The organism is Hoyosella subflava DQS3-9A1, from assembly GCF_000214175.1.
Lineage (GTDB): Bacteria > Actinomycetota > Actinomycetes > Mycobacteriales > Mycobacteriaceae > Hoyosella > Hoyosella subflava.
Window position 1 is genome coordinate 4,617,674 of sequence record NC_015564.1, and the last position, 24,314, is coordinate 4,641,987.

Below are 24,314 nucleotides of genomic sequence, written 5' to 3' on the forward strand. Positions count from 1 at the left end.
TTGTGGTAAACCGCTCGGTCTACTAGGCTCGCGAGTAAACCGTTCGGTATACCTTGGAGGTTCGTATGGCACAGCGTCGTGCTGACAGGACAGGCGGGACTGACGGGGCAGGCACTGCGCACCCTGCCCACACTGCTCAGACAGTTGCTCTCGCGGGCGACTCGCCGAGTGATCCACTGCCTCTGCCCTGCGGGCAGGTACTCCCCAACCGGTTGATGAAGGCGGCGCTCAGCGAGGGACTCGGTGATAGCGCGCACGGACCCGGCATACGACTCGAGCGGCTCTATACGCGCTGGGGCACAGGCGGATTCGGTCTCGTGATCACAGGCAATGTGATGGTCGATCGCGCACACCTGGGAGAACCCGGGAATGTTGTCGTCGACAGCAGGACCGACCTTGACGCCCTGGCCAGGTGGGCGAACTCAGCGCAGGATGGCGGCACGCCGATCTGGATGCAGATTAATCATCCTGGACGCCAGGCGAATCCCCTCGCGTCAAAGAGCCGCCCCGTGGCACCCTCCGCGATCGCACCGAACATCCCAGGGGTTCCGGTCCCCCGTGAACTGACGCACACCGAGATCGAAGACATCATCGACCGGTTCGCCCGTGTCGCGCACATCGCGGAAACCGCGGGATTCAACGGTGTGCAGATCCACGGCGCGCACGGCTATCTAGTTTCCCAGTTTCTGTCACCGCTCGCCAACCAGCGTGAGGATCAATGGGGTGGTGACACGGAGCGCCGCATGCGGTTCGTCCTCGAAATAGTCCGGCGAATCCGGAGTGCCGTCAGTCCCGGCTTCGCAGTCGGGATCAAACTCAACTCGGCTGACTTCCAGCGCGGCGGGTTCACGGAGGACGAATCACGGCTGGTCGCCCAGCGGCTGGCGGGTGAAGGTATCGACCTGATCGAAATCAGCGGTGGCAGTTACGAATCCCCCGCGATGATGGGGCGCCCGAAAGTTGCGTCCGCGAGCACTCAGGCACGGGAAGCGTACTTCCTCGAATATGCCCGTACCGTTCGCAGCGTGACCGCAGGCGTGCCACTCGCCGTGACTGGCGGATTCCGCACGTTCTCCGGCATGAGCGAGGCAGTCCGCAGCGGCGACTGTGACGTGGTGGGCATCGGGCGTCCTGCAGCGGTCATCCCCGATGCGGGCGCAGTACTGCTGCAGCAGCGCAGCGACCGCCTCCACTCTCCGCATGTCACGCTCGGCCTACCGCGACAGCTCGCGGCAGGGCCGATGAAAGCACTCGACGGCGCACTCGACCTGCAGTGGCACACCGACCAACTGCATCGCCTTGGCAATGGCGCCGACACTGACCCCTCGCGTGCGAAGTGGCGAACTGCGGTGACCATGGTGCAGCGCAATGGATTCGACGCGTTCCGCAGCCGCCGCTCAGCTGCACCGGGCGTGCCCGCGAAAGACACGACGCTGCGCAAGTTCAAATTCGAACGCGCGGTTGGGCGCTACATAGCCAACCCCGCTGTCCGCGTGCTCAGTAACCTGGGCGTGCGCACCTCATTCGCCACCGAACTCGAGACAATTGGCCGCAAATCTGGGCTGACGCGCCGCGTTCCCGTCTCCGCAGCCTTCGACGCGACCGGCGCCTGGGTGATCTCCCAGCACGGCAAACGGTCCGGGTGGGGGCTCAACATCACCGCGACACCGACAGTCCGAATCAGGCAAGGCAATCGCTGGCGCACCGGAATCGCGGAGTTCCGGCCCGACGACGACGTCACCGCACGCGCCCGGACGTTCGGTCCTCAAGCAATCGCAGGTATTACTGCTGCCGGATTCCAGGCGCTGCAAAGCACGCCGATATCCGTGCGGATCTCGTTTACCGACTCCTGAGCCCGAAACGAACTCCGCGCGGGCTCTACACTGCGGGTGCGCCCGCTCGGAGTTGGTGCTCGATCAGCGTGGCGATTTGCTGACTAGTGCGCTCGAGCGGTGCGGTTGATCGCGCAGCAAGCGACATGATCACCGCGCCCTCAGTCGCGGCAATGATGGTGGTCGCGAGCGACTGCGCCGCCTCCTGCGCAACGCCGTCCTCCTGAAGGCGCGTCGCGAGGATCGTCTCCCAATCGCGGAAAGCCTCCCCAGCAGCGTCAGCCGCCTCGGGAGCGTCAGAACGCCCGAGCGTTGCGGCAACGATCGGGCATCCCGCGGTGAAACCACTGTCTGTGAGGACCTGAGTCCATGTGTCTGCGAAAGCGGCGAAAGCTGCCCCGACGGTCGGCTTCTCTGCGAAAGATCTGATCATTTGCGCGGCCGCGGCTCCTGCCGCACTCACCGCGGCTGCGACCAGTTCCGCCTTCCCCTCGGGGAAGTTGAGGTAAATCGTGCGGCGTGACCGGCCGCTGCGTTCGATCAGCTCCGCAAGCCCGGTCGCCGCGACACCGTGGCGGCGCACCAGATCGATCGTGGCTGCGATGAGGGATTCCCGTGCTGACACTGGGCCTCCTCCCGAGGTGTATGACTGATTCTCAGTATACTGATCGATCTACTTGAGCCGTAGCGGATTCGGTCAGCGGGATTCGCCTTCACTCTCGTCAAGCAGCACGCGAACCCCGTTACCAGCGCTTGCAGACCGATCGAAGGCCTGCTCAGCTCTCTACGCCCCCCTCATCACGAAGTCAGGTGAGTAGATAGGTGATGTGCTGTGCGGCTGCGGCCACGCGGTTTTGCATTCCTGGATGTGAGAGCGGGTCTGACCTCGCTGGTCGCCGCGGGAAAATGCCGCTGGCGGGAGTGAACAGCACGAGGCACGTGCGGCCGGAAAAGCGCGGGATCGTGCTGCCCGGCAATGCCCAGTTCATCGAGGTCGGCACCGCCCTCGAAACAATGTCGTACTGGTACCCGTGGCAGGTGACATGTCTGGGTCTCGGCCAGGTGTGGCAGGGCGACAACGCGGACGGCTAGCTCATCCTCGAGCAGGCTCGGCTTCTCGGCGTGTGTGGAACGAGATCGTAGAACTGGCGAGCGCCTACTCGATGAATCCCTAGGTTGACTGACCGTCGCGTTTGCGCCGACGGCTTCGAGCGCGACTCCGACTCGGAGCCACTCCAGTCCATCGGGTGAACGCATGCGTGAAGCTCGCCGTTTCCGCATAGCCAAGACGCAGCGCAATCTCTTCGATCGGCATGTGTTCTGCTAGAAGCCTTTCGGCGAGGGTCCATCGAACATCGTCGGCGAGCGCCCGGAACGACGTGCCTTCGTCGCTCAGTCTGCGACGGAGCGTCCGCGGGTCGAGATGGAGTTCGTCGGCGACTGTCTGCATCGATGGGAAATGCGCTGGATCGTGGAGCAGTCGGCTGCGGATCTGGCCGGACAGTCCAACACGGGCGAGCCGACGATCGAGGACCTCAGCACACTGCCGTTCGAAGAGTCTGGCTGTGTTCGGATCAGCCTGCGGGAGAGCAGCATCGAGCATTCCCGGCGGCCCTGCTATGCGGTTGCGTGACTGGTTAGGTCGGATTTCAGCCGTTGCTGACCACGTGCGCACGAGACGCTCAGCCCGCTCTTCGTCGAGGGTGGTCTCAATCCACTCCGGCGCGAGTTCGACACCGGCTCCCCGTAGTACAGCGGCGATGCCCGCGAGGTCTCGCTCGACGATGAACGGCCGCACATCGGCGGGAATCTCGGTGTCGTCAGCGACGATGTACGAGTGAGTGGCGTCGGAGTCGACCGACAGGCGAACGTGCGACGGCGCGAGCGCAAGGTAGGGAGCAATACGTTCGACGCCTTCGCGTACCGTGGCGCTGGCCAGGAACGTGAAACCGACGATCCCAGCCCTGCCAAAGGTGCTGAAGCCGCCGACCTCGATCCCCTGGCCGGTGTGGTCGCCGAGCTTGCCGATGATGTTGCGGACGACGGCGAACTCCTGGTGTGCCCAGATCTCGGCGGTCTCGTCAACCAGATCCGCTTCGGTCAGTCCGGTCCCCGCCAGGACCTCGGCGATGGTCATGTGACCGGTGACGCCTTGTGCCATGATTCGCACGCCTTCGGTGCCGCGCGGCACTGACCATGCGGGCGCTGCAGCGATAGCCATTGTCCGAATTTATCAAATAACTGCCCGAAGCGAACATTCATCTGAAACCTCAATCGCCATACCGTTGTTCTCATGACCGCCATCGATGTCGTCCGACAAAGAGCCCTCTCAGAGGAAATCCAGGACCTCTACGCCCGCACAAAGGCGAAGGTCGGCGAAGAGGACCTTGCCCACATTCGTGCCGTCAGTGCCTACTCGAAGGCAATCGACGCCCGGCGCCGCGAACTGCTCCGCTCGGGCGGCCCGAAGGCGGTGAGCCGGGCGGTGGTTCTCGAGATGCTGTATCGGCTTCTTCAGTTCTCCGAGCTGGGCCACAACATCATTCACGGTTCCTATGACCACCTGCCGAACGCGGGTGAGTTTCATTCCGACCGCTACGACTGGGACTTCAACGTCGACATTGCCGAGTGGAAGGTGATGCATCACGAGGGACATCATCCGAACACGAACATTCTCGGCCGGGACCACGATCTCGGGTATAGCGTCGTGCGCGCTCAGGCCGGACAGGACTGGTTCGGCCACCACGCGCTGCAGCTTCTCTTGGTCGGCGGGGCAACGCCGTTCTTCACCCAGGTCGCGCCGTTCGTCGTGTCGAATGCGGCCCGGCAGATGACGAACTCGCCCTTCTTCAGTGTCGATACCTTGCGTGTCCCCGCCAAGGTCGCCTACCGCGACACGGTGCGCCGGCTCATCACCGAACCCCGCGCAGCAGGTTCGCGGTTTCTTCCGACGCTGCTCGGCAATCACGTCGGTGGGGTCGTCGGCTACCTCGCCGTGCTGTTCCTGGTGATCATCGAGCACCATGCCGGTGATGTCGAAGTCTTCCCGGAGCCCGGTCCCGACGAGACGCGCGACCAGTACTACACCAGGCAGATCCGTGCGACGCGGAACTTCCTGCGCAACGACAAACTCGATTCCATGCTTCAGCGCATCCTCGAGGAGGAAGTGCCATTCGAGAACCGACCGGACTTCCGGATCTTCTACGGAGGCCTGGACACTCACGTCGAACACCACCTGTTTCCTGACCTACCACCCAACCGGCAGCGCGAGATTGCGCCGCAGGTCAAGGACATTGCGCTCCGCCATGGTCTGCCTTACCACGAGACGCCGATCGGCGACACCGCGGCGCTGCTGGTGCAGGCCCTCACCGGGCTGTCGGTTCCGGTTGGTGAACGCGAAAACTCGAGCCCGCTGCGTTTGTTGAAGCAGCCGCTGTCCCTCGCTCGACGCGTTGTTGCCGGCGCGAAGTATCGCATGCTCCCCGATGGCCCCTACCTCGCCAAACCGCGCTGGTACAACGTTCCGACGCGCGTCGTCGCGACGCAGGAACTGGCCGACGGTCGCGCCCGGCTGGTTCGGCTCGAAAGGCCGCACGGGTGGGATGACGTGCGATGGGATGCCGGCGCCTTCATCTCGGTGCGGGTCGAGCATCGTGGAGAGTCGCTCGTTCGCCAGTACAGCCTTGTGAACGACAGCGACGGTTCGGACACGATGGACATCTGTATCAAGCGGGTTGACGGCGGACGAGTCTCGAACTTGTTGAACGACACGCTGAACTCAGGCGCCTACGTGACCCTCGTCGGTGCCCCTGCCTCTACCGGCGGCCTCATCATGACCGAGATTCCTGCGAAATCGTTGTTCGTGGCCGGTGGCGTCGGGATCACGCCGATCATCAGCCAGCTGCGACGAATCGCACGCGAACGCAATGCCAGCGAACCAGGAGCGGAGCCTGCGGAGCGACCATCAGACACAGGAGCGGAGCCTGCGGAGCGACCATCAGACGCGGTGCTCCTGTACTTCAACCGCGACAAACAGTCGACGCTCTTCGAGCGCGAGATTCGCGAGCTCGGGCGCAAGGTCGGCATCCGGGTGCACCTGTTCACCGGTGAGCTGGCGTCGGCGACTCTGATCGAGCAACTCGTTCCCGACGCACACGAGCGCGAGACGTTCGTATGCGCCCCAAGCGGACTTGTCGACGCGGTTCGCGGATATCTAACTGACATGGGGCAACCGGCACCGTTGTTCCACACCGAATCGTTCACACCGCCAGAGTTGGTTCGACCCGTCGACGACGGTCGCCGCTACACCGTGACGTTCCGGCGCAGCGATCGCAAGGTCGAGATCGACGGCGCAACAACCTTGCTCGAAGCGGCTACGCGTGCCGGCATCTCAGTGCCGACCGGGTGCCGTCGCGGATTGTGCCGAGCGTGCGTGACTCCGAAGCTGAGCGGGACGACGCAGAACGAAGACTCCGGCACCGAAGTCCAGAGGATCACAGTGTGCGACAGTCTGGCCTGTTCGGACATCGACCTGGATCTGTGAGGGAACAAATCGATCGCGGGCAGTGGCTGCCCGGACACACACCCGATAACAGGAGACATGCAGTGATTCCGTACTCGATCCAGGTATTCGCCTACAAACAACTTCAGTCCGCACTGAAGATCAGCGCGAAGATCCTGAACTTCCGGCAGCCAGAATTGTTCAGCGGACCGGGGTCGTCGCTCGATCTGTGCGACCACATCGCGAAGTCCGGCGTCCGCAAGGTGCTGCTCGTCAGCGATGAGTTTCTGCTGCAGATCGGGTTGCTCCAACCCATGATCGACCGCCTCGAGTCGCACGGCGTTAACGTCGTCGCGTATACCGGCGTCGAGCCTGATCCTACGATCGAGCAGGTCGAGGCCGGTCTTGCAATGCTTCGTCAGCACGGCAGCGAAGCAGTACTGGCAGTCGGGGGCGGCTCGTCGATCGACGCCGCCAAGATGGTCGCCGCGCGCGCCCGGAACCCGCACAAAATCGTCCACATGGGTGGCCTGTTCCGCGTAATCATGCCGCCGCTGCCGCTCTATGCCGTTCCGACGACTGCGGGCACCGGGTCAGAAGCGACGATCGGGGCGGTGATCTCGGACCCGGAAACAACCCGGAAATTCGTCGTCATGGACCCGAAGCTCGTACCGCTCGCCGCCGCGCTGGACGCCGCCCTGATGACAGGTCTCCCAGCAGCGGGAACCACTGCAACCGGCATGGATGCATTGACTCACGCGGTCGAGGCATACCTCTCCAACAACGCAACTTCGGACACCGACGCCGAAGCACTCGAGGCGACGCGGCTGGTCGTCGAGAACCTTCCTCAGGTGTTGCAAGATGGCACCGATCTCGAGGCACGCCAGCGCATGGCGATTGCGTCCTACAAGGCCGGCGTCGCGATCACGACCGCGGGCATCGGCTGGGTGCACGCGATCTCGCACAATCTCGGCGCCCTGTATCACTTGCCGCACGGGTACCTCAACGCCATCATCCTGCCGCGCGTTCTCGATCTTTATCGACCGGTATGCCAAGCGCGCCTAGCGGATTTGGCGCGGGTGAGCGGACTCGAGGGCACGGACGAGTCTGCTCTGGCGGATGCGTTCATTGCGCACGTCCGCGCACTGAATGTCCAGTTCGGCATCCCCACACAGGTCGACAAACTCCAGGACGCCGACATCGCGCAGATCGTCGAACGCGCCATGAGCGAAACCCACTGGAATTACGCGGTTCCGGTCTACATGGACAAGTCGCGGACTGAGCTGATGGTCCGCGACATGCTCCCGGAAACGGCCTGACGGAGCCTGCCGAGCTGGCTCGATACTGCACCCCACGACACAGGCATTCTCGCCCGAGGAGTCGTTCGAATGGCCATCAGCTACATCGCAGGCCCAACAACTACGACCAGTGATCAATGAGAAGGACTTACAGCACAATGGAACTTGACAGAAAGCTCGCGCTCGTTACCGGAGCCTCGTCGGGCATCGGGGAGGCGACAGCACTCGCCCTCGCAGAAAAGGGTGCGCACGTCATCCTCGTCGCCCGGACCCCGGAGCCACTGGACTCAGTCGTGGCGAGCATCAGGCGTGCCGGTGGCCGTGCCGATGCCATACCGGCAGATGTCGGGTCGATTCACGACGTTCGAGCCATGGCCAGCCAGGTCCTCGAGCGCTGGGGTGTGCCTGATGTGATCGTCAACAACGCGGGTGCCGGACGGTTCCTGTTCATCGATGAAACGGACCCCGAAGAGGCCGTAGCGATGATGACCGTGCCCTACTTCGCCGCGTTTTACGTCACCCGGGCCTTCATCGAAGGGATGCTCGAGCGCGGGTCTGGCACCATCCTGCAGATCAACACCCCGGCTGCCACGATCCCCTGGCCAGGCTCTGTTGGCTACGCGTCCAGCCGCTACGCGCTGCGCGGCTTCACTGACGCGTTGCGTCAGGACCTCCGCGGCACTGGAATACGCGTCAGCTCGCTCACTCCAGCCAAGGTGTCAAGCCCGTATTTCGATCGCCACCCCGGTGCCGAAGATCGTATTCCCGCGATTGAGAAGCTCCTCGGCACGATGACTCCGGATCAGGTCGCCCGAGTTGTCATCCGGACTCTCGAAAAGGGCAGACGTGACGTTCACACGCCCTGGCGCTGGGCCGCGGTCGAGCCGTTCGCCCGTGCATTCCCGGCCCCGATTAGCTGGCTCACGTGGAGAACCGGCACCCGGCACCCGGCAGCGATGGCCGCATCCCGACGATGGATGTCCAAATCGAAAGGCACGTCGCCGAACGAGGTTGATGCATCCTAGGCGGGTGACCTCGGCGCAGTCTGCGGCAGAAGCGCTGATCCATCTCGACGGCGCCTTCGACGAGTTTGGCGTGGCAGGTTCCGCATGACTGAGTACCGAAACTTACAGAGGTCGCCTGACGTAGAATTTGGACACGACAGGAATTCACAGCACGGTCGACGCCTGGGACCGAGGTGCTTCGCCGATGAGCACGCGCGAACCTGAGGAGACTCAGCAGGACCTTCGGTCCGGCGTTCCTATGGGAATTGCCGCCGAACTCGCCGACGAGGGATTTGATTCGGCTACCGAGGTCGGCCGTGGTGCCTATGGCGTGGTGTACCGGTGCCGCGAAACGTCACTCGGGCGCTCAGTTGCTGTCAAAATATTGCACTCCGAGCTCGATGAATCAAGTCGTGCACGGTTCCTCCGCGAGGAGCACGCAATGGCACGGTTATCAGGCCACCCGCACGTCGTCGACGTGCTTCACGCCGGAGTGACCTTCTCCGGCCGCCCCTACTTGGTAATGCCCTTCCATGCACACGGTTCTTTACAGTCGGTACTCAACAAATCGGGGCCAATCGAATGGCCAGAAGTGCTCCGGATCGGTGTCCGGCTCGCGGGTGCGCTCGCAACCGCACACCAGCACGGCATTCTCCACCGGGACGTGAAGCCAGCGAACATACTCCTCACCAACTACGGAGAACCCCAACTGACCGACTTCGGGATCGCTCGCATGGCAGGTGCGTTCGAAACCACGCAAGGACTCGGCGCAGGCACGCCCGCATTCACCGCACCAGAAATTCTGGGTGGTGACACGCCATCGGTCTCCTCAGACGTGTATGGACTTGCCGCGACTCTCTACTGCCTCCCACCGGCCAGGCGGCGTTCACGCGCAAGGCCGGAGAGAAGGTCGTTGCACAGTTTCTTCGGATCACCAGCGAGCCTGTACCGGACCTGCGGCCATACGGGGTGCCAGATGACTTCTGCCAGGTCATAGATAATGCGATGGCGATCGAGCCTGAGCAGCGGCCTCAATCAGCAGCACAGTTCGGCGAACTGCTCCGCGCGGTCCAGAAGAGCCACCGGCTTGGCACCGACGAGATGGCCATCCTCGGCCAGTCTTCTGCGCGGTCCGGAGAGCTAGACGAACCGCCCAAACAGAAGACTCCGGCAGTAGGCGTGAGCCGACCGGGGGCGACACAACTGGCACCACCTACAGCCCCGACGAAGTTCCGGCCACCAACAACCCCTCGGACGCTCGTGCAGCGCGATCGACTCCTCCGCTCTATCGATGGAGAACGCCACCGCCTCATCCTCATTCACGCGCCAGCCGGATTCGGCAAAACCACGCTGGCGAGCCAGTTGTGCTACATGCTTCGAGAACAGGGCGCACAGTGGACGTGGCTAAGTATCGACCCGGACGACAACAACACCGTGTGGTTCCTTGCGCATCTGATCGAGGCGGTCCGTAAAGCGGAACCGATCGTGGCCGCGGGTCTCGAGCAGACACTCGAAGAGCACGGCAGTGAAGCCCAGCGGTATGTCCTGACGGCGCTCATCAACGAGATCCACGAGAGCGGCAAGCACATCACGGTGGTACTCGATGACTGGCACCGAGTCACCTCGAAAGCGACGATCGGGGCCGTGGAATACCTCCTCGACAACGGCTGCGACCATTTGACACTGATCGTCACGAGCCGCTCGCGCTCGGGTCTGCCTCTCGGACGAATGCGAGTGCGGGGAGAACTCATCGAGGTCGACGCCCGTGATCTCCGGTTCGACGTTCATGAAGCTGAGCAGTTCCTCGCCGAATCTGGCGATGCCTCCCTCACCCCTGCGGATGCCGCGGCATTGTGCGCTACCACTGACGGCTGGGTTGCCGCACTGCAACTAGCGTCGCTTTCGTTACGCGGCAAGGACAATCCCGCCGACCTGATCAGTCACTTGTCAGGGCGGCATCGCGCCATTGCCGAATATCTTGCAGAGAACGTGCTCAACACTCTCGACCCACCCACATTGGACTTTATGCTGTCGATCTCGGTGACGGAACGGGTCTGCGGCAGCCTGGCGGAGAGCCTCAGCGGCACCCTTCATGGCCAGGCCAGACTGGAGGAAATCGAAGACAACGATTTGTTCCTCTATGCGCTCGACGAGGAACGCCAGTGGTTCCGCTACCACCACCTCTTCGCGGAATTCTTGCAGCGCCGACTTGAGCGCGACCGCCCTGGGCGGGCCACCGAATTGCACCGTGCCGCCTCCGACTGGTTCGCTAGCCGCTCGATGCTCCGCGAAGCCGTCGACCATGCTGTCGCGGCAGGGGCCGCCGACCTGGCCGCCGACCTCGTGGAGAGTTCCGGACTTGATCTTCTGGAACTTTCACACCTGTCAACGATTGTTGGATTGACTTCTAAATTGTCGCCCCACCTCGTGGCCACGCGACCACGCCTTCTCCTCAACCTAGCGTGGGCCCAGGTGCTGCTCCGCCGCCCCGACCAGCAGGTGAAAGACACATTCAGCGCAATTGCGTCAGGTCTTGAAGCGGCATCGCTGTCCGATAGCGAGCGTGACTCACTATCACGCGAAACAACGCTCCTGCAGGGGATCCAGGAACTATTCAAGGACCGCACTGACGGGATCCGGGACTCCGTCAAAGACTGCCTGATGCGTCCACAGTCTATGCGACCTTTCGTTGCCGCCGCCGCAGCAAACGTTGCGTCAGTCGCGGCGTACTACGACTTCGATTTCGATTCCGCACGAAAATGGCACGAACGAGCACGCCGCTACTTCGACCACACGGAGGGACCGTTCACCGTCGTCTACGGGAACTGCATCGCAGGTCTGGCAGCACACGAGCAACTCGATATCGCGGCAGCTGAACTGCATTTCAGAACGGCGCTGAATACGGCACACACCTCGACTGGCGGCGCCAATTCCCACGCGGCAAGGCTCGCCAGCGCGGTTCTCGGTGACCTGCTGTACGAACAGGGCGCGATAGACGAGGCCGAGAGGCTGCTCGATGACAGCTACGCGCTCGGACCTGAGGGCGGAACCGTTGACTTCATGCTGGCTAGCTACGGAACAGGATCGCGGGTCAAGGCGTTGCGCGAGAACCACGAAGCGGCTTCTGCTCGTCTTCAGGACGGTGCCCGCATTGCCCAGACGCTCTCCTTGCCGCGGCTAGCCGCAAGGATCGAAAACGAAAGGGTGCGCGCCGGACTCCACCAGGGCTACCTGGACGTCCCGGCCTACCCCGATAGCGATGCGGAGAACTACGCAATCGCCCTGCGTACGGCTGAACTCGGAGTCAATTCTGCGCTTCGCGCGAATATCCGATGCAGCTCCCCCGCTGAGATCGAAGACGCATGCCGCCATGCGAAGAATCTGGTCACCCGACTCGCAGACGCACGCCGACCGAGGGCGCTTCTCCAAGCGCAGCTTTTGCACGCCATGTGCCTCCATGCCGCCGGCCACTTCGAAGAATCTGCTGCGGTGCTCGCGCCCGCTGCTCGCCTTTGCGCGAAACTCGGCCTTACGCAACTGCTTCGTGACGATGGCCCGCCTGATAGCGCCACGTCTGCGTAACCGGAGAACCTCAACCGACCAGAGTGCGCACGTACATTCGGGCAGCTAGCTTCTGGCCCAATCCAGCGAGCGGGCCAAGCAACTTCACGAAAGCGGACGCTGGGCGTGAGAACGCGGTGACCGAGGCGAAAACCGCGCCACTCTGCTGATCGATGCGAACGAGAAACAGTTCTTCCCCACTTACGGGATGCCCCGGCAACGTGCCGTACGCGAACCCACTGCAATTCTCTTCGCGCACCACATACACAACCCGGCACGGAATGCGCATCCACAACATCCGCATTTCCACAATCGTGTGCTGCTGCGCCGTGGGGGAGGATGCGCGCACCGACAGCCCTACGCCACGCTGCATACCCCAAGCTGAGACACGTTCGGCGGCCCGCTCAAAGCACTCTCGGCCAGTACCGATTCGACGACTCACCAGCATGTTGCGGTACCCCGACGGTAATTGTTTCGCGGTGGCTCCAACCTCCGGGTAGGTCAGTTCGAGGTGCCGGTACGCCTCCAGATCCATACCTCAGCACACTACGGTGGAGCGCCTCACCCTAGAAAGATGCGGTCCAGGTAGTCCTTCCGCTGCACAGGGTCGTATCCGCCATACTCGGCGCCGCCGACGAAGCGTTTGAGCCACCACAGGATCGGTGTCGGCGTGAGTTCTTCCACGAGTCCTAGCGGCGCGAGCCAGCGGGGCACCGTCACCTCGCCACGGTTGTGGTGGGCGCTGTCGGCGACGGCAGCTGCGACCTGTTCCGGTGTCAGGATGGGTTGCAGCCGCAGACGCACACCCGAAGTGAGGTCGGTTTGTGTGGCGGCGGGCAGTACCGAGGTGACTGTGACGCCCGAGCCTGAGAGTTCGGCGCGCAGGGCACGCGAGAAGGCCACGACGCCGAATTTGGATGCGCAGTAGGTTGCGATCCCGGGTGTGGTGACTTTGCCTGCCATGGAAGCGACGTTGACAATATGCCCGCGGCGGCGCAGTCGCATCCCAGGAAGGACCAGGTGCACACCGGTAAGGACAGCGCCGAGGTTCACGGCGAGCTCTCGCCGCACCGCGGCCAGGTTCTGGTCGGCGAAACCGCCCATGAGCTGGATACCGGCGTTGTTGACCAGCATGTCTATCGGGCCGTCGGCTCCCGCGGCGGCCAGAAAGGCGCGGAAGCTGACCTCATCGGTGACGTCGAGAGGGTGGGCGGTGGCGCCAATCTCTACGGCGGTTTCTGCCGCGGCCGCTAGGTCGCGGTCGCCGATCCACACCTCGGCGCCGCGGGCGATCAGCTCTTCGGCGGTGGCCCGCCCGATCCCGCGGGCCCCGCCGGTGACGCATACCTTTGCGCCGCGCAGCTCGATCACAGGTGGCTGCCGATCGGCTCGCGCAGCGCGAAGTAGGCGATAAGCCGGATCTCGCCGTTGTACATCCGCAGCAGGGCACGGCCCAGGTAGACGCCGGGGACCACTTCCACAACCTCGTCACGGGTCCGCGCGATCGGGAACGTCCGGATGCTGGGGTTGCGGTATTCGGGTACTCCGTAGTCTAGGGCGCGAACCGTCTTGTCTGGTTCGATCCAGCTCGCGGCCAGTGCGTGCGCGAAGTCGAAGCCTTCCATTTCCGAGCCGGCACGGCGCAGTCCGAGGTAGCCCGCGGTGATGATGGGCATCACGAAACGGGCGAGGGGCGCGAGCCTGTTCCAGCCGATCCCGCGTTCGAGGTCGAAGGTCTTGCCACGCCAGGTCGGTTCGATGCGCATCAACGGGTTCGCCAGATGCGCTTCGGGGATTCCGAATAACTTCCCGACGATCAGGCCTTCCATCTTTCCGTCCGGCCCCTGGGGTGCGGCACCCGCGGCGAACATTTCCGCCAGCGCGTCGCGGTCATTTCGTGCACCGAGACCGGCGAGGTAATCCCACGCCGCGGCACGGACTGAAACCGGATGCGCCACCGCCCGGTCCCGCAGTTCCTCCAGCATCGCTCGCGGCGCCGAGATGTTTCGTTCCAGATGTACCGACATCACCCTCTCCCTTCTGGCACGAGTTCGTACCAGTTTATTTGGTACGGAACTGTGCCAGATTGCTGTGAGGTCTGTCAACGACTCGGCGCCAGAAATGGGAGGATGATCGCGTGTCGACCACCAAACGCAAGTACGCAGGAGATTCCGCCGGGGAGCGGACACTGCGCCGACGCACCGCGCTGGTCGACGTCGCGTTGACCACCATGGCCGAAAACCGCTGGCGCACAGCGACAGTCGACGCACTGTGCCGATCAGCCAAGCTCAACAAACGCTACTTCTACGAAAGCTTCGACGGCCTCGACGCACTGGCCGACGCCGTAATCGAATCCATAGCGGCCGAGGTCGCCGAGGCAGCCATCAGCGGCTACATCCCACTGCTCGACCGGCCCGTGGAAGAGCAGGCGCGCGGCGCCATCACCGCCGTCGTCGACATTCTCGGCGACGACCCCCGCAAAGCACTCGTCCTCCTCGGCGGCATACCGGCCACACCGGTGACACACGAGAAACGCACCGCCGTAATCGCCAGCCTCACCGCCGCACTGATCGCACACGCGCGCACAACCCACGATGTGGCGCTCGAACAAGACTCCCTGGCCTCGACTGCTCCCGCCTTCGTAATCGGCGGATCCGCCCAGGCAATCCTGTCCTGGGCCAACGGAGATCTACCGATTACCCGCGACCAACTAATCGACGACATAACCGCACTATGGATGGCCCTTGAACACAGCGCGACCGCTCTTGCTCGCTCACGACTTCTTCGTGATTGAGAAGGCGGCGCGAGTGGCCTTTAAAGCGATCTAGGAGACTGTTTCCGGCCCGCCTCCCCCGCCCAGTGCGATTCATCCAACAGCGGGTCGCTCCCCTTGATCTGGCCCTCATGCTCGGAGACCACCCAGCGGGCGACCTCGGTAAGTTTGAGCTGGGTGTCCTGAGAGGCGCGCACGAGCAACTCAAACGCCTGTAGCCCGCTAATTTTGTTGCGATGCATCAGGAGGCCCTTGGCCTGGCCGATGACGTCGCGGCTGTCGAGGGCGGCTTTTGAGTGAACGCGCTGGTTTGCCCCGGCGAGCGCGACGGCAGCATGCTGGGCGAACACTGTTCCGACAGCGGTGGACTCGTCGGTGAACGCGTGCGGCACGTCGGCATAGAGGTTGAGCGCGCCAAAGTTCTCAGCGCGCACGAAAAGCTGGAACGAAAGCATGCTCCGCGCGCCGCGAGCAAAGGCCGCGCTGGCGAAACGGGGCCAGCGAGAGTCGGTAGCGAGGTCGTCGATGCGGACGGTGTGATGCTCGCGCAACGCACTCATGCATGGGCCTTCGTCCAGGCTTGACTGCAGCTGATCGAGCTCGGCGACAACAGGGTCAGTGGGCGCCTCAGGGACGATCTGGCGGCCCCGTATTAGCGAGACCCCGGCCCAGCGGACACCGGGCACGACCTCGACCGCGCCGTGGACAATAGCCTGCAGGGTCGCGTCGCGACTCGTGCGGGCCTGCATTTCCACGGCCAACGCGCCAAGGGCATTGGCCAATTTACTGCTGCCGTGCTCCTCGTTCACATCTCCAGAATGGCACAAGCAGCCACGGCGTGTAAGGGCCTAGTGACCTTGGCCCGCTTGGCCGCAACAGCCCAAGACGAGCCAAGATCGGCCCTGCCAGCTGCTGCTTAACCGGCAGAATGAGGTGGTAGCGGCTGGAGAACACGCCCCGCCATTGATTGCCTACCCCCTCAGCGGATGGACAAACATTTAGCAACTGCGGGCCCCGTGCTCGAATGGTTCGCTGATCCGCGGCTGCCTGACGAGCCACAACTCATCCACCCACCGGGAAGCGCCGCAACAACTCATGCAGTTCGCGTGTCTCCCGGTCGATGTGGTCCGCGAAATCGTCTCCGGCGACGAATGTGTTGTTCCAGTGATTGTCACGCACCGTGCGGCCCCAAGTCGCTGACCCGGCAAGGCTGGCGAACATGTCGACGAGCGCGTCACGCTCAGATGGTGAGATGCCTGGTGGTGCCATGAGGCCGCGCCAATTGTGGAACTCCACGTCCAGTCCCCGTTCCATGAGGGTCGGGGCGTCGATTCCTGGCAATCGCTCCGCCCCCGTGATTGCGAGGACACGCACTTCACCATCCCGGATCTCGTAAAGATGCTCCGAGATACCGGTGAAGGCAACATCAACCTGGTCAGAGACCAGAGCGCCGAGCATATCGCCACCCCCGTCGTACGCGCGATACCCACTCTGGGAGGGCTCGACGCCGATAGCTTCGAGGAACAACATCGCGGCGAGATAGTCGGGGCCGCCAGGCTGCGAGCCCCCACCGATCTGGGCAGCGTCCGGTTCAGCCCGTACCGCGGCCACGAGGTCATCGATGGTCGCGAACTCTGAATCGGGACGCACGAGGATCGCACCCGGCTCGTCCATCAATTGTGCGATCGGTGTCAGCTCGCGGAGCACTTCTCCCTGCCCGGAGACTTCAGCGTTCGCTATCGTCGCGAGACCCATTTGAAGCAGCAGCGAAGGGGCGCCCTCCTCAAAACGCGCGCGATGCAGGGCTGCGAGGCCTCCATCACCAGGCATGTTGATTATCGATGCACTCTCCACGAGCCGTTCATCTTCTAAAGCGATGCCCGTCAAGCGCGCGGTCTGATCGAATCCCCCGCCTGGTGGGGTTGGAACAATGATGCGTAGCGGCGAAAGCTCCGTTCCCCCGCCAGGGACGCATCCCGCGATAATCGACACTAGCGCGATCATCAAGAGAGCGAACTTCCCTGGGAGGGAACGGAGCTTGTGTGTCACGACTGTCAGATCCTTTCGGAGACCTTCTCCTTTTCCTGCCCACCGTCGATGTCTTGCTCTGCGCCGCGGCGGGACCGTCGCACTGTTCCGATCACTGCGGGGAGCAGGGACAGTATCGCAAGCCCGAGCAAGATCGCGGGGATTGGTTGCGTAGCGAAGACAGTCCAGTCTCCGCCGGAGATCTGCAATGCCTGGCGCATCGAGCGTTCCATCAAGCCGCCGAGAATCAGCCCCAAGATCAGCGGTGCTGCCGGGAACCCATTGGCTCGCATCAAGAAGCCGATCGCACCAAACGCTATGAGCAGCCACAAATCAAACGTGGAGAAGCTCAGTCCATACACGCCAACCACGCAGAAGACGACTACCAGCGGCAGGAGCAGCGTTCTTGGGGTGTCCAGAACCTTCGCGAACAACGGAATGAGCGGCAAATTCAGCACAAGCAGCACGATGCTGCCGATGTACATGCTGGCAATTACACCCCAGAACACTTCGGGGCGGTCGGTCATCATCATCGGGCCCGGCTGCACGTCGAGGACGAGCAGCGCGCCGAGCAGAATCGCGGTAGTTCCGGACCCTGGGACCGCCAGCGTCAGCAGCGGAACGAACGATCCGACGGCCGCCGCGTTGTTGGCTGACTCGGGAGCAGCAACACCCTTGATGTTGCCTTTGCCGAATGTTTTGCCGTCCTTCGCGATGCGCTTTTCGAAAGAGTAGGAGAGGAAAGATGCGACGGTTGCGCCCGCGCCGGGGAGAACGCCGGTGAAGAATCCCAGCACAGAGCTGCGCGCGACTGGTGGCGCAATCGTCTTCGCTTCCTTCCGAGTGAGGCGTAGCGACGTGACCTTACGCTTTTCACCTTCCTTGCCCCGCTTCGTCAGCATGACGAGCACTTCCGCGAGCGCGAAGATGCCGAGGGCGACGATCAGGAAATCGATGCCTTCCAGCAAGTCCGGCAAACCGAAGGTGAAACGCTGATTCGCGGTCTGCGTATCGATGCCGACAAGTGCGATCATCACGCCGACGACGGCTGCTATCAGGCCTTTCGTGATGTTCTTGCCGGCGAGGGTGACCACAGCGGTGAGACCGAGAATCATCAGCGCGAAGTATTCCGCAGGGCCGAAGCTGACAGCGAGGCTCGACAGCGCGGGCGCGACGGCCATCAGGCCGATGATGCCGATCGTGCCTCCGACAAAGGAGGAGATTGCGGCGATCGCTAGTGCCTTGCCGGCTCTGCCCTGCTGCGCCATCGGGTAACCGTCGAACGATGTCGCCACCGTCCCTGCTACCCCGGGGGCATTCAGAAGAATCGACGACGTGGAGCCACCGAATATTGCACCGTAGTAGACACCCGCGAGCATGATGATCGCCGTAGTGGGGTCCATCCCGAAAGCAACGGGAATCATCAGTGCGATCGCGCTCATTGGGCCCAGGCCGGGGAGAGTACCGATGATCGTTCCGGCGAGCACACCAATGAAGACGAACAGCAAGTTCTGCGGGGTCAGTGCGACACTGAATCCCTGCATCAACTGGTCAAATGTATCCATGAGAGTGTCCTGATCAGAAAGGCAGAACGCCGGTTGGCAGCGCCACACCGAGTCCTGTGGTGATGCTCAGGTAGAGAATGAGCGGGACGGCGATGCTCACAACTGCGTTCACGAGGTGCCTCTTGTATCCGAGGTACCAGGCGACGAGGAACACGTAGGCGGCGGTGGCGATGATGAAGCCCAGACGCTCGAACGCGAAGGCGTACACGCACGTCGATGCAACGAACAAACCAATTTCGTACGCCTGGTTGCCGGTACGGCCCAGTCGGGGTCCCTCGTCCTCGGCTGCAACAGCTTCCGTCGCCGCCGTCCGGGCTTTGACGACCGCAGGCACCGCCGCCTGCGCCACTGATTTCGGCTCCCCACGCTGAAAGAACAACACCGCAGCGAGCAGCAGAAGCACGACGCCGAGCCCCTTCGGCAATGTTGAAGGCTGAACGGGCACCTCAACCGCGGTGAACTCAGAGATTTGTGTGGCGAAGAAGAAATAGGCCAGCGCGAGGACACCTACGGCGAGTGCCAGCGTCCGCTGAGTGAATGTGAAGCTTGTCATGAGGTTCCCGCGTTCCTGGCCAGCCCGACCTCATCGAGGATTTCAGCGAACTCGTCGTTGGTCTCGTCGAGGAACTGGGCGAAATCTGCTGAGCCGAGGTACGAGTCAACCCACCCCAGCCGTGCGGATTCGACCTTCCAGGATTCGAGTTCCACGAGCTGGCTGAAGAGGTTTTCGTAATATTCGACCTGGGCGGCGGTCAAGTCACCGGGAGCCATCACCCCGCGCCAGATATCGAACGTGAAGTCATATCCGAGCTCAGTGAGCGTCGGCACGTCAGGCATCGACTCGACGCGTTCGGGCGCGGAAACCGCCAGGGCCCGTATCTTCCCGCTGTCAATCAGCCCGGTTGCCTCACCACCACCAGTAACGCCCATATCGACGTGACCGCCCAGTAGCGCTGTCATCGCTTCGCCGCCACCGTTGAAAGCGACGTAGTTGAGCTCCGTTGGATCCGCGCCGACGGCGAGCGACGCCCCCGCGACGGCGACGTGATCCATGCTTCCGGGTGACGACCCGCCCGCTACAGCGAAAGATTGCGGGCGTGAGCGCAGCTGCTCCGCTGCCTCGTCGAACGAGGTGATCGGTGAGTCTCCTGGGACCACGTACACCATGTAGTCGGTCGCGAGTCGGGCAATCGGCGTGTACTCGGTGTACTCGTTTTGTGCCTGACCCGTCATTGGGACAAGCAGCATGGGTGGACTTGTGACGAAGAGTTTGTGCGGATCGCCGGAATGAGCGGCCATGTATGCCCATCCGATTGCGCCTCCCGCACCAGGCTTGTTGATGACGCGGAACTGCTTGTCGGCGAGACCCGCCTCATCAAGCAGCCTCGTACTGGTTCGTGCGAGTGTGTCCCAGCCACCGCCGGTGGCCGCGGGGGCGACCATTTCGATGGGCTGGGAAGGCGACCACGCACCGTCTTCAGAGACTTCCGCTTCTGTGCAGGCGGTCGCGGTGAAGACAGCGAACGCAGCCACCGCACAAACGGGGAAGGCCAGGCGTTTCCTCATTCCGAACTCCCAACGTGGACTTGTGATGCGCTTCACATCGTCAACCCGTGACCTGAGTCACGTGAATGTTGTGTAAGTAGTTCGGAACACTGTTCGTAGTGAACATTGTGGTCATATTGTTCACGCGAGATGCTCGCCGGAGATGGCGGAAATGTGAGAGTCTCGGCTCGTGCGCCCCAGGCTTACGCTCGCCGGGCAGTTCCTCGCCCTCCAGTTGACGATCATCATGATCGTGCTAATCGTCGTGACTGGGGTAGCTCTGGCTCAGTTCGACGCCGCGTTCCGCCAGAATGAAGGCCGCCGGATGAGCGCGATCGCCGAAACAGGCGCATCGACCGAAACCATTCGCATCGGCCTCGCCGATCCTGCGCAGCATGGCCTCCTGCCCCCGGCTGGTGAAAGCCTCCGCAGTCTGTCCGGGGCAGATTTCGTCATCATCGCTGACCCGGCTCGTCGAATCTACGCCTCACCCGACCCGAGCGACCTCGAGCGCCGCTTTCAGGTTGGCTCCAGCCCGGTGTTAGACGGACGCGCGTGGTCCGGCTCCACGGAACACAACAATGTTGACTACATCGCCGCGCACGTCCCCGTAATTGCTAACGGTGAGGTCATCGGCATCGTCGCGGCAGGCCGGGCGGTTCCCACTATCGGGCAGCGTCTGATTGCCGCCGCGCCAGGTATCTTCGCGTATCTCGCTATCGCGGGCGTCATTGGGTTCGCGGGGTCACTACTGCTGGCACGCCGGGTCAAGCGTCAGACTCTCGGGTTAGAACCGGACGCGATCACGCGGCTTGTCCGGCACCGCGAAGCGATGCTGCATGGTATCCGCGAAGGTGTGCTTGGCTTGGACGCGACGGGACGAATCACTGTCGTCAGCGAATCAGCCAGCGAACTCCTGGGCCTGCCGCCCGATGCCACCGGGCGCAACATCTCAGAACTCGGGCTTGACCCGAAGTTGCAGGCTGCGCTTGTCAGCGACGAACCCCAGGGGGAACAGGTCATTGCAGTGCGTGACCGTGTAATCACGCTCAACCGGATGCCGCTGACAGAAGCGGGTGTACCGGCCGGGTCAGTCACGACGATGCGCGACCGCACGGATCTGCTCGCGCTGCAAAGCGAACTCACGGTGTCGAAAACCACGACCGATGCTTTGCGCGCACAAGCACACGAATTCAGTAACCAGCTTCACGTGATCTCGGGACTGCTCGAACTCGGCGAACATGAGGAGGTTCAGAATTACGTCCGCAAGGTCGGCGGGACGCGTGCGCAACTCACCGATAGCGTCAAGTTCTTGATCCAGGATCCCGCTGTGGCGGCGCTGCTGATCGCGAAAACCAGCCTCGCAACCGAACAGGGCAGCACACTCGCCGTTTCCGATGAGTCGGCGCTCGGCCCCCTCCCCGACCCCCTTGTCGCTGATGTCGTCACGGTGGCCGGAAACCTCATCGACAACGCGCTCGACGCCCTGTCACAGCACAGCGGCCCGGGACAGGTGGAGGTGACTCTCGGGGACCATGCCGGGGCGGTCAGTGTGCGGGTGCGCGACACGGGTCCAGGAATCCCGGAGGAACACCACACGAAGATTTTCGAACGCGGATACTCCACTAAAGACAGTCAGTCCCGCGCCCGTGGCTACGGGCTGGCGCTGACACAAGTGATCTGCGCGCGGAGGGGCGGGGCCGTCACGGTCCAGTCCGGGGAAGCCGGTACGAGTTCCGCACTTTGGGGTGCGGAGTTCACCGCCTACCTGCCGCGGACTCCCGAGGATGACTCCGGGGCAAGGAAGGAGGACCGGTGATCCGAGTTCTGGTGGTTGACGATGACTTCATGGTCGCGCGCGTGCACCGCGGCATGGTCGAACGAGTGCCTGGCTTCACCGTCGTGGGTGTCGCGCATACGGGTACGGCCGCGCTGACAATAGTCAACGAACTCACACCCGATCTCGTCCTCCTCGACGTATACATGCCCGACCTGAGCGGGATCGATGTGCTTCGTCGACTACGCAACAGCGATAACCCCGTCGATGTCCTGATCATCACGGCTGCTCGCGACGCTGAGACGATTCGCACCGCGCTGCGTGGCGGGGTGGCGCACTACATCATCAAACCGTTCGAATGGTCGACATTGCGTGAACGGTTGCTGCACTACCAGCAGCAACGAAACGAGCTGCAGCACATTGATACCGCTGATATCGCCGACCAGTCCGACATCGACCGGGTCTTCGGTGCACCTACGACGCCCGAGATAATGCCGAAAGGAATGAGCGTGCAGACTGCCGAGCTCGTTCGCGACGCTTTGCACAGCGCCGATGACGACCTGTCCGCGACAGAATGCGCGGCGAGCACGGGACTTTCTCGCGTGAGCGCGCGCCGCTACCTCGAGTACTTCGCGGAATCAGGCACAGCGGAAGTGCGGCTGAGGTACGGCACAGCGGGCCGTCCCGAACGCCGCTACCACTGGATTGGTGCGTAATTATCGTTTGCGTTCAAAGCGCCTCCTCCTGGTGCGGTTAGGGTAGGGATATGCAACGAGTCGTCATTGCCGGGGGACACGGCCAGATCGCTCTTTACCTCACCCGCCTGCTCGATGCGCGTGGCGACCGGGCTGTAGGACTTATCCGGAACCCCGATCATTCCGATGACCTTCGCGCTATCGGTGGAGAGCCGATTGTCCTCGATCTCGAATCTTCCTCGGTCGATGATGTCGCATCCGTTCTTGATGGCGCGGACGCAGTGGTTTTTGCTGCTGGTGCCGGGCCGGGAAGCGGCGCGGCCCGCAAAGACACCGTCGATCGCGCAGCGGCTGTGCTCCTCGCGGATGCGGCTGAGGCGGCGAGCGTGAAGCGCTTCATCCAGATTTCAGCGTTTGGTGCGGGAGAGCCGATCCCCGACGACGCCGACGAGGTCTGGGCTGCTTACTTGAGGGCGAAGTCAGCAGCCGAATCCGATCTTGTCCGGCGCAGTGATCTCGAGTGGACGATACTGCGGCCGGGGCGGCTGACCGACAACACAGCGACCGGGCTGGTCAACTTGGCTGAGCCGACTATCCCAAAAGGGGACGTCACCCGCGAAGATGTTGCGCTGGTGATCGCGGAGTTGCTGCGTGCGCCCGGCACGGCGCACAAAGTGCTGATGCTCACCGAGGGCGAGGTGCCTTTCGGTGAGGCGGTCGAGGAGTTGGGCTAGCGTCGCGGCGTTCGGTTGAGGATTTCGGCGCATGTGGAACGCTATAGACATGCCGCTTGATTTTCGTATTTTCACTGAGCCCCAGCAGGGGGCTTCTTACGATGACCTCCTAGCGATCGCTAAAGCCACCGAAGACCTCGGTTTTGATGCTTTTTTCCGCTCCGATCACTACCTGAGTATGGGCAGCGCATCAGGACTGCCCGGCCCGACGGACGCCTGGACAACCCTCGCGGGGCTTGCGCGAGAGACTTCACGCATCCGTTTGGGCACGCTTGTCACGTCGGCAACGTTCCGGCACCCAGGTGTCCTCGGCATCCAGGTTGCGCAGGTAGACCAGATGTCAGGTGGACGCGTTGAACTCGGCCTCGGGGCGGGCTGGTTCGAGGAAGAACACAAGGCCTACGGAATCCCCTTCCCGAGCAAGAGGTTTGGCCGACTCGAGGAGCAGCTGGCCCTGATTACCGGCATGTGGGAAACGCCCGCTGGTGAGACGTTCACCTTCAAGGGGGAGTACTACGAACTCATCGACTGTCCCGCACTTCCTAAGCCTGCGCAGTCACAACTACCGGTGATCGTCGGCGGCAAGGGCCCGAAGCGGACACCTGCTCTTGCTGCCCAGTTTGGGCATGAATACAACGCAGCGTTCCCTGAAATCGACAGTATCCGGAGCCGGTTCACGGTAATTCGTGATGCGTGCGAAGAACTCGGACGCAGCCCTGATGACTTGGTGTACTCCGCCGCGCTAGTCGTGTGCGTGGGCCGCGACGAGGCGGAATTCCGCCGTCGGGCGGCGGCGATCGGGCGTGAGCCGGATGAGTTGCGCAAACACGGCGTCGCGGGGACGCCCGCTGAGGCAGCGGAGGTTATCGGCCGGGCCGCTGAACAAGGCTGCGAACGCTTCTACCTGCAGGTTCTCGACCTCTCCGATCTTGATCACCTCGATCTGATCGCGAAAGAGGTCATCGCCTAGCCCCGCAAACGCGGAAGCAGGTATTGCCGAG

23 protein-coding genes are annotated in these 24,314 nt (G+C 62.9%); 13 read left to right on the forward strand and 10 right to left on the reverse strand.

Annotated features, from left to right (window positions below):
• The first annotated feature begins 65 nt into the window (after positions 1-65).
• Complete coding sequence (locus AS9A_RS21350) at positions 66-1,853, forward strand: nitroreductase family deazaflavin-dependent oxidoreductase (RefSeq protein ID WP_013809246.1); 1,788 nt, start codon at positions 66-68, stop codon at positions 1,851-1,853.
• A 25-nt stretch (positions 1,854-1,878) separates the two neighbouring features.
• On the opposite strand, the gene AS9A_RS21355 is transcribed toward AS9A_RS21350, so the two are convergent.
• Positions 1,879-2,457, reverse strand: a complete 579-nt coding sequence (locus tag AS9A_RS21355) for a TetR/AcrR family transcriptional regulator (RefSeq protein WP_013809247.1) — start codon at positions 2,455-2,457, stop codon at positions 1,879-1,881.
• Positions 2,458-2,753: 296 nt separating this feature from the next.
• On the opposite strand from AS9A_RS21355, the gene AS9A_RS24230 reads away from it, so the two are divergent.
• Positions 2,754-2,924: a hypothetical protein gene (locus AS9A_RS24230; RefSeq protein ID WP_158307395.1), complete on the forward strand. Its 171-nt coding sequence runs from the start codon at positions 2,754-2,756 to the stop codon at positions 2,922-2,924.
• Positions 2,925-3,003: 79 nt separating this feature from the next.
• Here the strand turns inward: AS9A_RS24230 and AS9A_RS21360 are convergent, their stop codons facing one another.
• Positions 3,004-4,053: an AraC family transcriptional regulator gene (locus tag AS9A_RS21360; protein ID WP_013809250.1), complete on the reverse strand. Its 1,050-nt coding sequence runs from the start codon at positions 4,051-4,053 to the stop codon at positions 3,004-3,006.
• A gap of 72 nt (positions 4,054-4,125) precedes the next feature.
• On the opposite strand from AS9A_RS21360, the gene AS9A_RS21365 reads away from it, so the two are divergent.
• The 6 genes from AS9A_RS21365 to AS9A_RS21380 all read left to right on the forward strand — a co-directional run bounded on the left by AS9A_RS21365 (position 4,126) and on the right by AS9A_RS21380 (position 12,217).
• Positions 4,126-6,375, forward strand: a complete 2,250-nt coding sequence (locus AS9A_RS21365) for a fatty acid desaturase (protein ID WP_013809251.1) — start codon at positions 4,126-4,128, stop codon at positions 6,373-6,375.
• A gap of 62 nt (positions 6,376-6,437) precedes the next feature.
• Positions 6,438-7,652, forward strand: coding sequence for an iron-containing alcohol dehydrogenase (locus AS9A_RS21370; protein ID WP_013809252.1), 1,215 nt, complete (start codon positions 6,438-6,440; stop codon positions 7,650-7,652).
• 6 nt (positions 7,653-7,658) lie between these two features.
• Positions 7,659-7,772: a hypothetical protein gene (locus AS9A_RS25030; protein ID WP_158307397.1), complete on the forward strand. Its 114-nt coding sequence runs from the start codon at positions 7,659-7,661 to the stop codon at positions 7,770-7,772.
• A 17-nt stretch (positions 7,773-7,789) separates the two neighbouring features.
• A complete protein-coding gene (locus AS9A_RS21375) occupies positions 7,790-8,656 on the forward strand; it encodes an SDR family NAD(P)-dependent oxidoreductase (RefSeq protein WP_013809253.1) in 867 nt (288 codons plus the stop codon).
• A gap of 184 nt (positions 8,657-8,840) precedes the next feature.
• Complete coding sequence (locus AS9A_RS24715; protein WP_237707852.1) at positions 8,841-9,632, forward strand: serine/threonine-protein kinase; 792 nt, start codon at positions 8,841-8,843, stop codon at positions 9,630-9,632.
• 8 nt (positions 9,633-9,640) lie between these two features.
• Positions 9,641-12,217, forward strand: a complete 2,577-nt coding sequence (locus tag AS9A_RS21380; protein WP_013809254.1) for an AAA family ATPase — start codon at positions 9,641-9,643, stop codon at positions 12,215-12,217.
• Positions 12,218-12,227: 10 nt separating this feature from the next.
• On the opposite strand, the gene AS9A_RS21385 is transcribed toward AS9A_RS21380, so the two are convergent.
• Genes AS9A_RS21385 through AS9A_RS21395 form a run of 3 tightly spaced genes read right to left on the reverse strand, consistent with a single transcriptional unit; the run spans position 12,228 to position 14,223 of the window.
• Positions 12,228-12,731 carry a DUF1990 family protein gene (locus AS9A_RS21385; RefSeq protein WP_013809255.1) on the reverse strand — a complete coding sequence of 168 codons (504 nt, stop codon included), beginning with the start codon at positions 12,729-12,731 and terminating at the stop codon, positions 12,228-12,230.
• 26 nt (positions 12,732-12,757) lie between these two features.
• Positions 12,758-13,567, reverse strand: coding sequence for an SDR family oxidoreductase (locus AS9A_RS21390; RefSeq protein ID WP_013809256.1), 810 nt, complete (start codon positions 13,565-13,567; stop codon positions 12,758-12,760).
• Positions 13,564-14,223 (reverse strand): hypothetical protein, encoded by a 660-nt coding sequence (locus AS9A_RS21395; protein ID WP_013809257.1) that lies wholly within the window; start codon positions 14,221-14,223, stop codon positions 13,564-13,566. Before AS9A_RS21395 ends, AS9A_RS21390 begins: the two co-directional genes overlap by 4 nt.
• A gap of 110 nt (positions 14,224-14,333) precedes the next feature.
• Here AS9A_RS21395 and AS9A_RS21400 point away from each other — a divergent pair, with 110 nt between their 5' ends.
• Complete coding sequence (locus AS9A_RS21400; protein WP_013809258.1) at positions 14,334-14,990, forward strand: TetR/AcrR family transcriptional regulator; 657 nt, start codon at positions 14,334-14,336, stop codon at positions 14,988-14,990.
• Positions 14,991-15,010: 20 nt separating this feature from the next.
• Here AS9A_RS21400 and AS9A_RS21405 read toward each other — a convergent pair whose 3' ends face one another.
• From AS9A_RS21405 to AS9A_RS21425, 5 genes are all read right to left on the reverse strand, one after another.
• Positions 15,011-15,778 (reverse strand): GAF and ANTAR domain-containing protein, encoded by a 768-nt coding sequence (locus tag AS9A_RS21405; protein ID WP_013809259.1) that lies wholly within the window; start codon positions 15,776-15,778, stop codon positions 15,011-15,013.
• A gap of 253 nt (positions 15,779-16,031) precedes the next feature.
• Positions 16,032-17,018, reverse strand: a complete 987-nt coding sequence (locus tag AS9A_RS21410; RefSeq protein ID WP_013809260.1) for a Bug family tripartite tricarboxylate transporter substrate binding protein — start codon at positions 17,016-17,018, stop codon at positions 16,032-16,034.
• A 5-nt stretch (positions 17,019-17,023) separates the two neighbouring features.
• Positions 17,024-18,562, reverse strand: a complete 1,539-nt coding sequence (locus AS9A_RS21415; RefSeq protein WP_013809261.1) for a tripartite tricarboxylate transporter permease — start codon at positions 18,560-18,562, stop codon at positions 17,024-17,026.
• A 13-nt stretch (positions 18,563-18,575) separates the two neighbouring features.
• Complete coding sequence (locus AS9A_RS21420; protein ID WP_013809262.1) at positions 18,576-19,115, reverse strand: tripartite tricarboxylate transporter TctB family protein; 540 nt, start codon at positions 19,113-19,115, stop codon at positions 18,576-18,578.
• Positions 19,112-20,128, reverse strand: coding sequence for a tripartite tricarboxylate transporter substrate binding protein (locus AS9A_RS21425; RefSeq protein WP_013809263.1), 1,017 nt, complete (start codon positions 20,126-20,128; stop codon positions 19,112-19,114). Before AS9A_RS21425 ends, AS9A_RS21420 begins: the two co-directional genes overlap by 4 nt.
• A gap of 169 nt (positions 20,129-20,297) precedes the next feature.
• Between AS9A_RS21425 and AS9A_RS21430 the strand changes: the two genes are divergently transcribed.
• The 4 genes from AS9A_RS21430 to AS9A_RS21445 are packed head-to-tail and all read left to right on the forward strand — an operon-like array spanning position 20,298 to position 24,283.
• Entirely contained in the window at positions 20,298-21,926 is a 1,629-nt protein-coding gene (locus AS9A_RS21430) for a sensor histidine kinase (RefSeq protein WP_013809264.1), read from the forward strand.
• Positions 21,923-22,600 (forward strand): response regulator, encoded by a 678-nt coding sequence (locus AS9A_RS21435; protein ID WP_013809265.1) that lies wholly within the window; start codon positions 21,923-21,925, stop codon positions 22,598-22,600. The genes AS9A_RS21430 and AS9A_RS21435 overlap by 4 nt, the downstream gene beginning before the upstream one ends.
• 50 nt (positions 22,601-22,650) lie before the next feature.
• Positions 22,651-23,313 carry an NAD(P)H-binding protein gene (locus tag AS9A_RS21440; protein WP_013809266.1) on the forward strand — a complete coding sequence of 221 codons (663 nt, stop codon included), beginning with the start codon at positions 22,651-22,653 and terminating at the stop codon, positions 23,311-23,313.
• A gap of 49 nt (positions 23,314-23,362) precedes the next feature.
• Positions 23,363-24,283 carry an LLM class F420-dependent oxidoreductase gene (locus tag AS9A_RS21445; RefSeq protein ID WP_041452357.1) on the forward strand — a complete coding sequence of 307 codons (921 nt, stop codon included), beginning with the start codon at positions 23,363-23,365 and terminating at the stop codon, positions 24,281-24,283.
• The last annotated feature ends 31 nt before the right edge of the window (positions 24,284-24,314 follow it).

What these genes read in the sequence shown, in the direction of transcription:
- AS9A_RS21350 (WP_013809246.1), top strand. Translation starts at nt 66, where the DNA reads ATGGCACAGCGTCGTGCTGACAGGACAGGCGGGACTGACGGGGCAGGC.
- AS9A_RS21360 (WP_013809250.1), bottom strand. Translation starts at nt 4,053, where the DNA reads ATGGCTATCGCTGCAGCGCCCGCATGGTCAGTGCCGCGCGGCACCGAA.
- AS9A_RS21365 (WP_013809251.1), top strand. Translation starts at nt 4,126, where the DNA reads ATGACCGCCATCGATGTCGTCCGACAAAGAGCCCTCTCAGAGGAAATC.
- AS9A_RS21375 (WP_013809253.1), top strand. Translation starts at nt 7,790, where the DNA reads ATGGAACTTGACAGAAAGCTCGCGCTCGTTACCGGAGCCTCGTCGGGC.
- AS9A_RS24715 (WP_237707852.1), top strand. Translation starts at nt 8,841, where the DNA reads ATGAGCACGCGCGAACCTGAGGAGACTCAGCAGGACCTTCGGTCCGGC.
- AS9A_RS21380 (WP_013809254.1), top strand. Translation starts at nt 9,641, where the DNA reads ATGGCGATCGAGCCTGAGCAGCGGCCTCAATCAGCAGCACAGTTCGGC.
- AS9A_RS21385 (WP_013809255.1), bottom strand. Translation starts at nt 12,731, where the DNA reads ATGGATCTGGAGGCGTACCGGCACCTCGAACTGACCTACCCGGAGGTT.
- AS9A_RS21395 (WP_013809257.1), bottom strand. Translation starts at nt 14,223, where the DNA reads ATGTCGGTACATCTGGAACGAAACATCTCGGCGCCGCGAGCGATGCTG.
- AS9A_RS21415 (WP_013809261.1), bottom strand. Translation starts at nt 18,562, where the DNA reads ATGGATACATTTGACCAGTTGATGCAGGGATTCAGTGTCGCACTGACC.
- AS9A_RS21420 (WP_013809262.1), bottom strand. Translation starts at nt 19,115, where the DNA reads ATGACAAGCTTCACATTCACTCAGCGGACGCTGGCACTCGCCGTAGGT.
- AS9A_RS21425 (WP_013809263.1), bottom strand. Translation starts at nt 20,128, where the DNA reads ATGAGGAAACGCCTGGCCTTCCCCGTTTGTGCGGTGGCTGCGTTCGCT.
- AS9A_RS21440 (WP_013809266.1), top strand. Translation starts at nt 22,651, where the DNA reads ATGCAACGAGTCGTCATTGCCGGGGGACACGGCCAGATCGCTCTTTAC.
- AS9A_RS21445 (WP_041452357.1), top strand. Translation starts at nt 23,363, where the DNA reads ATGCCGCTTGATTTTCGTATTTTCACTGAGCCCCAGCAGGGGGCTTCT.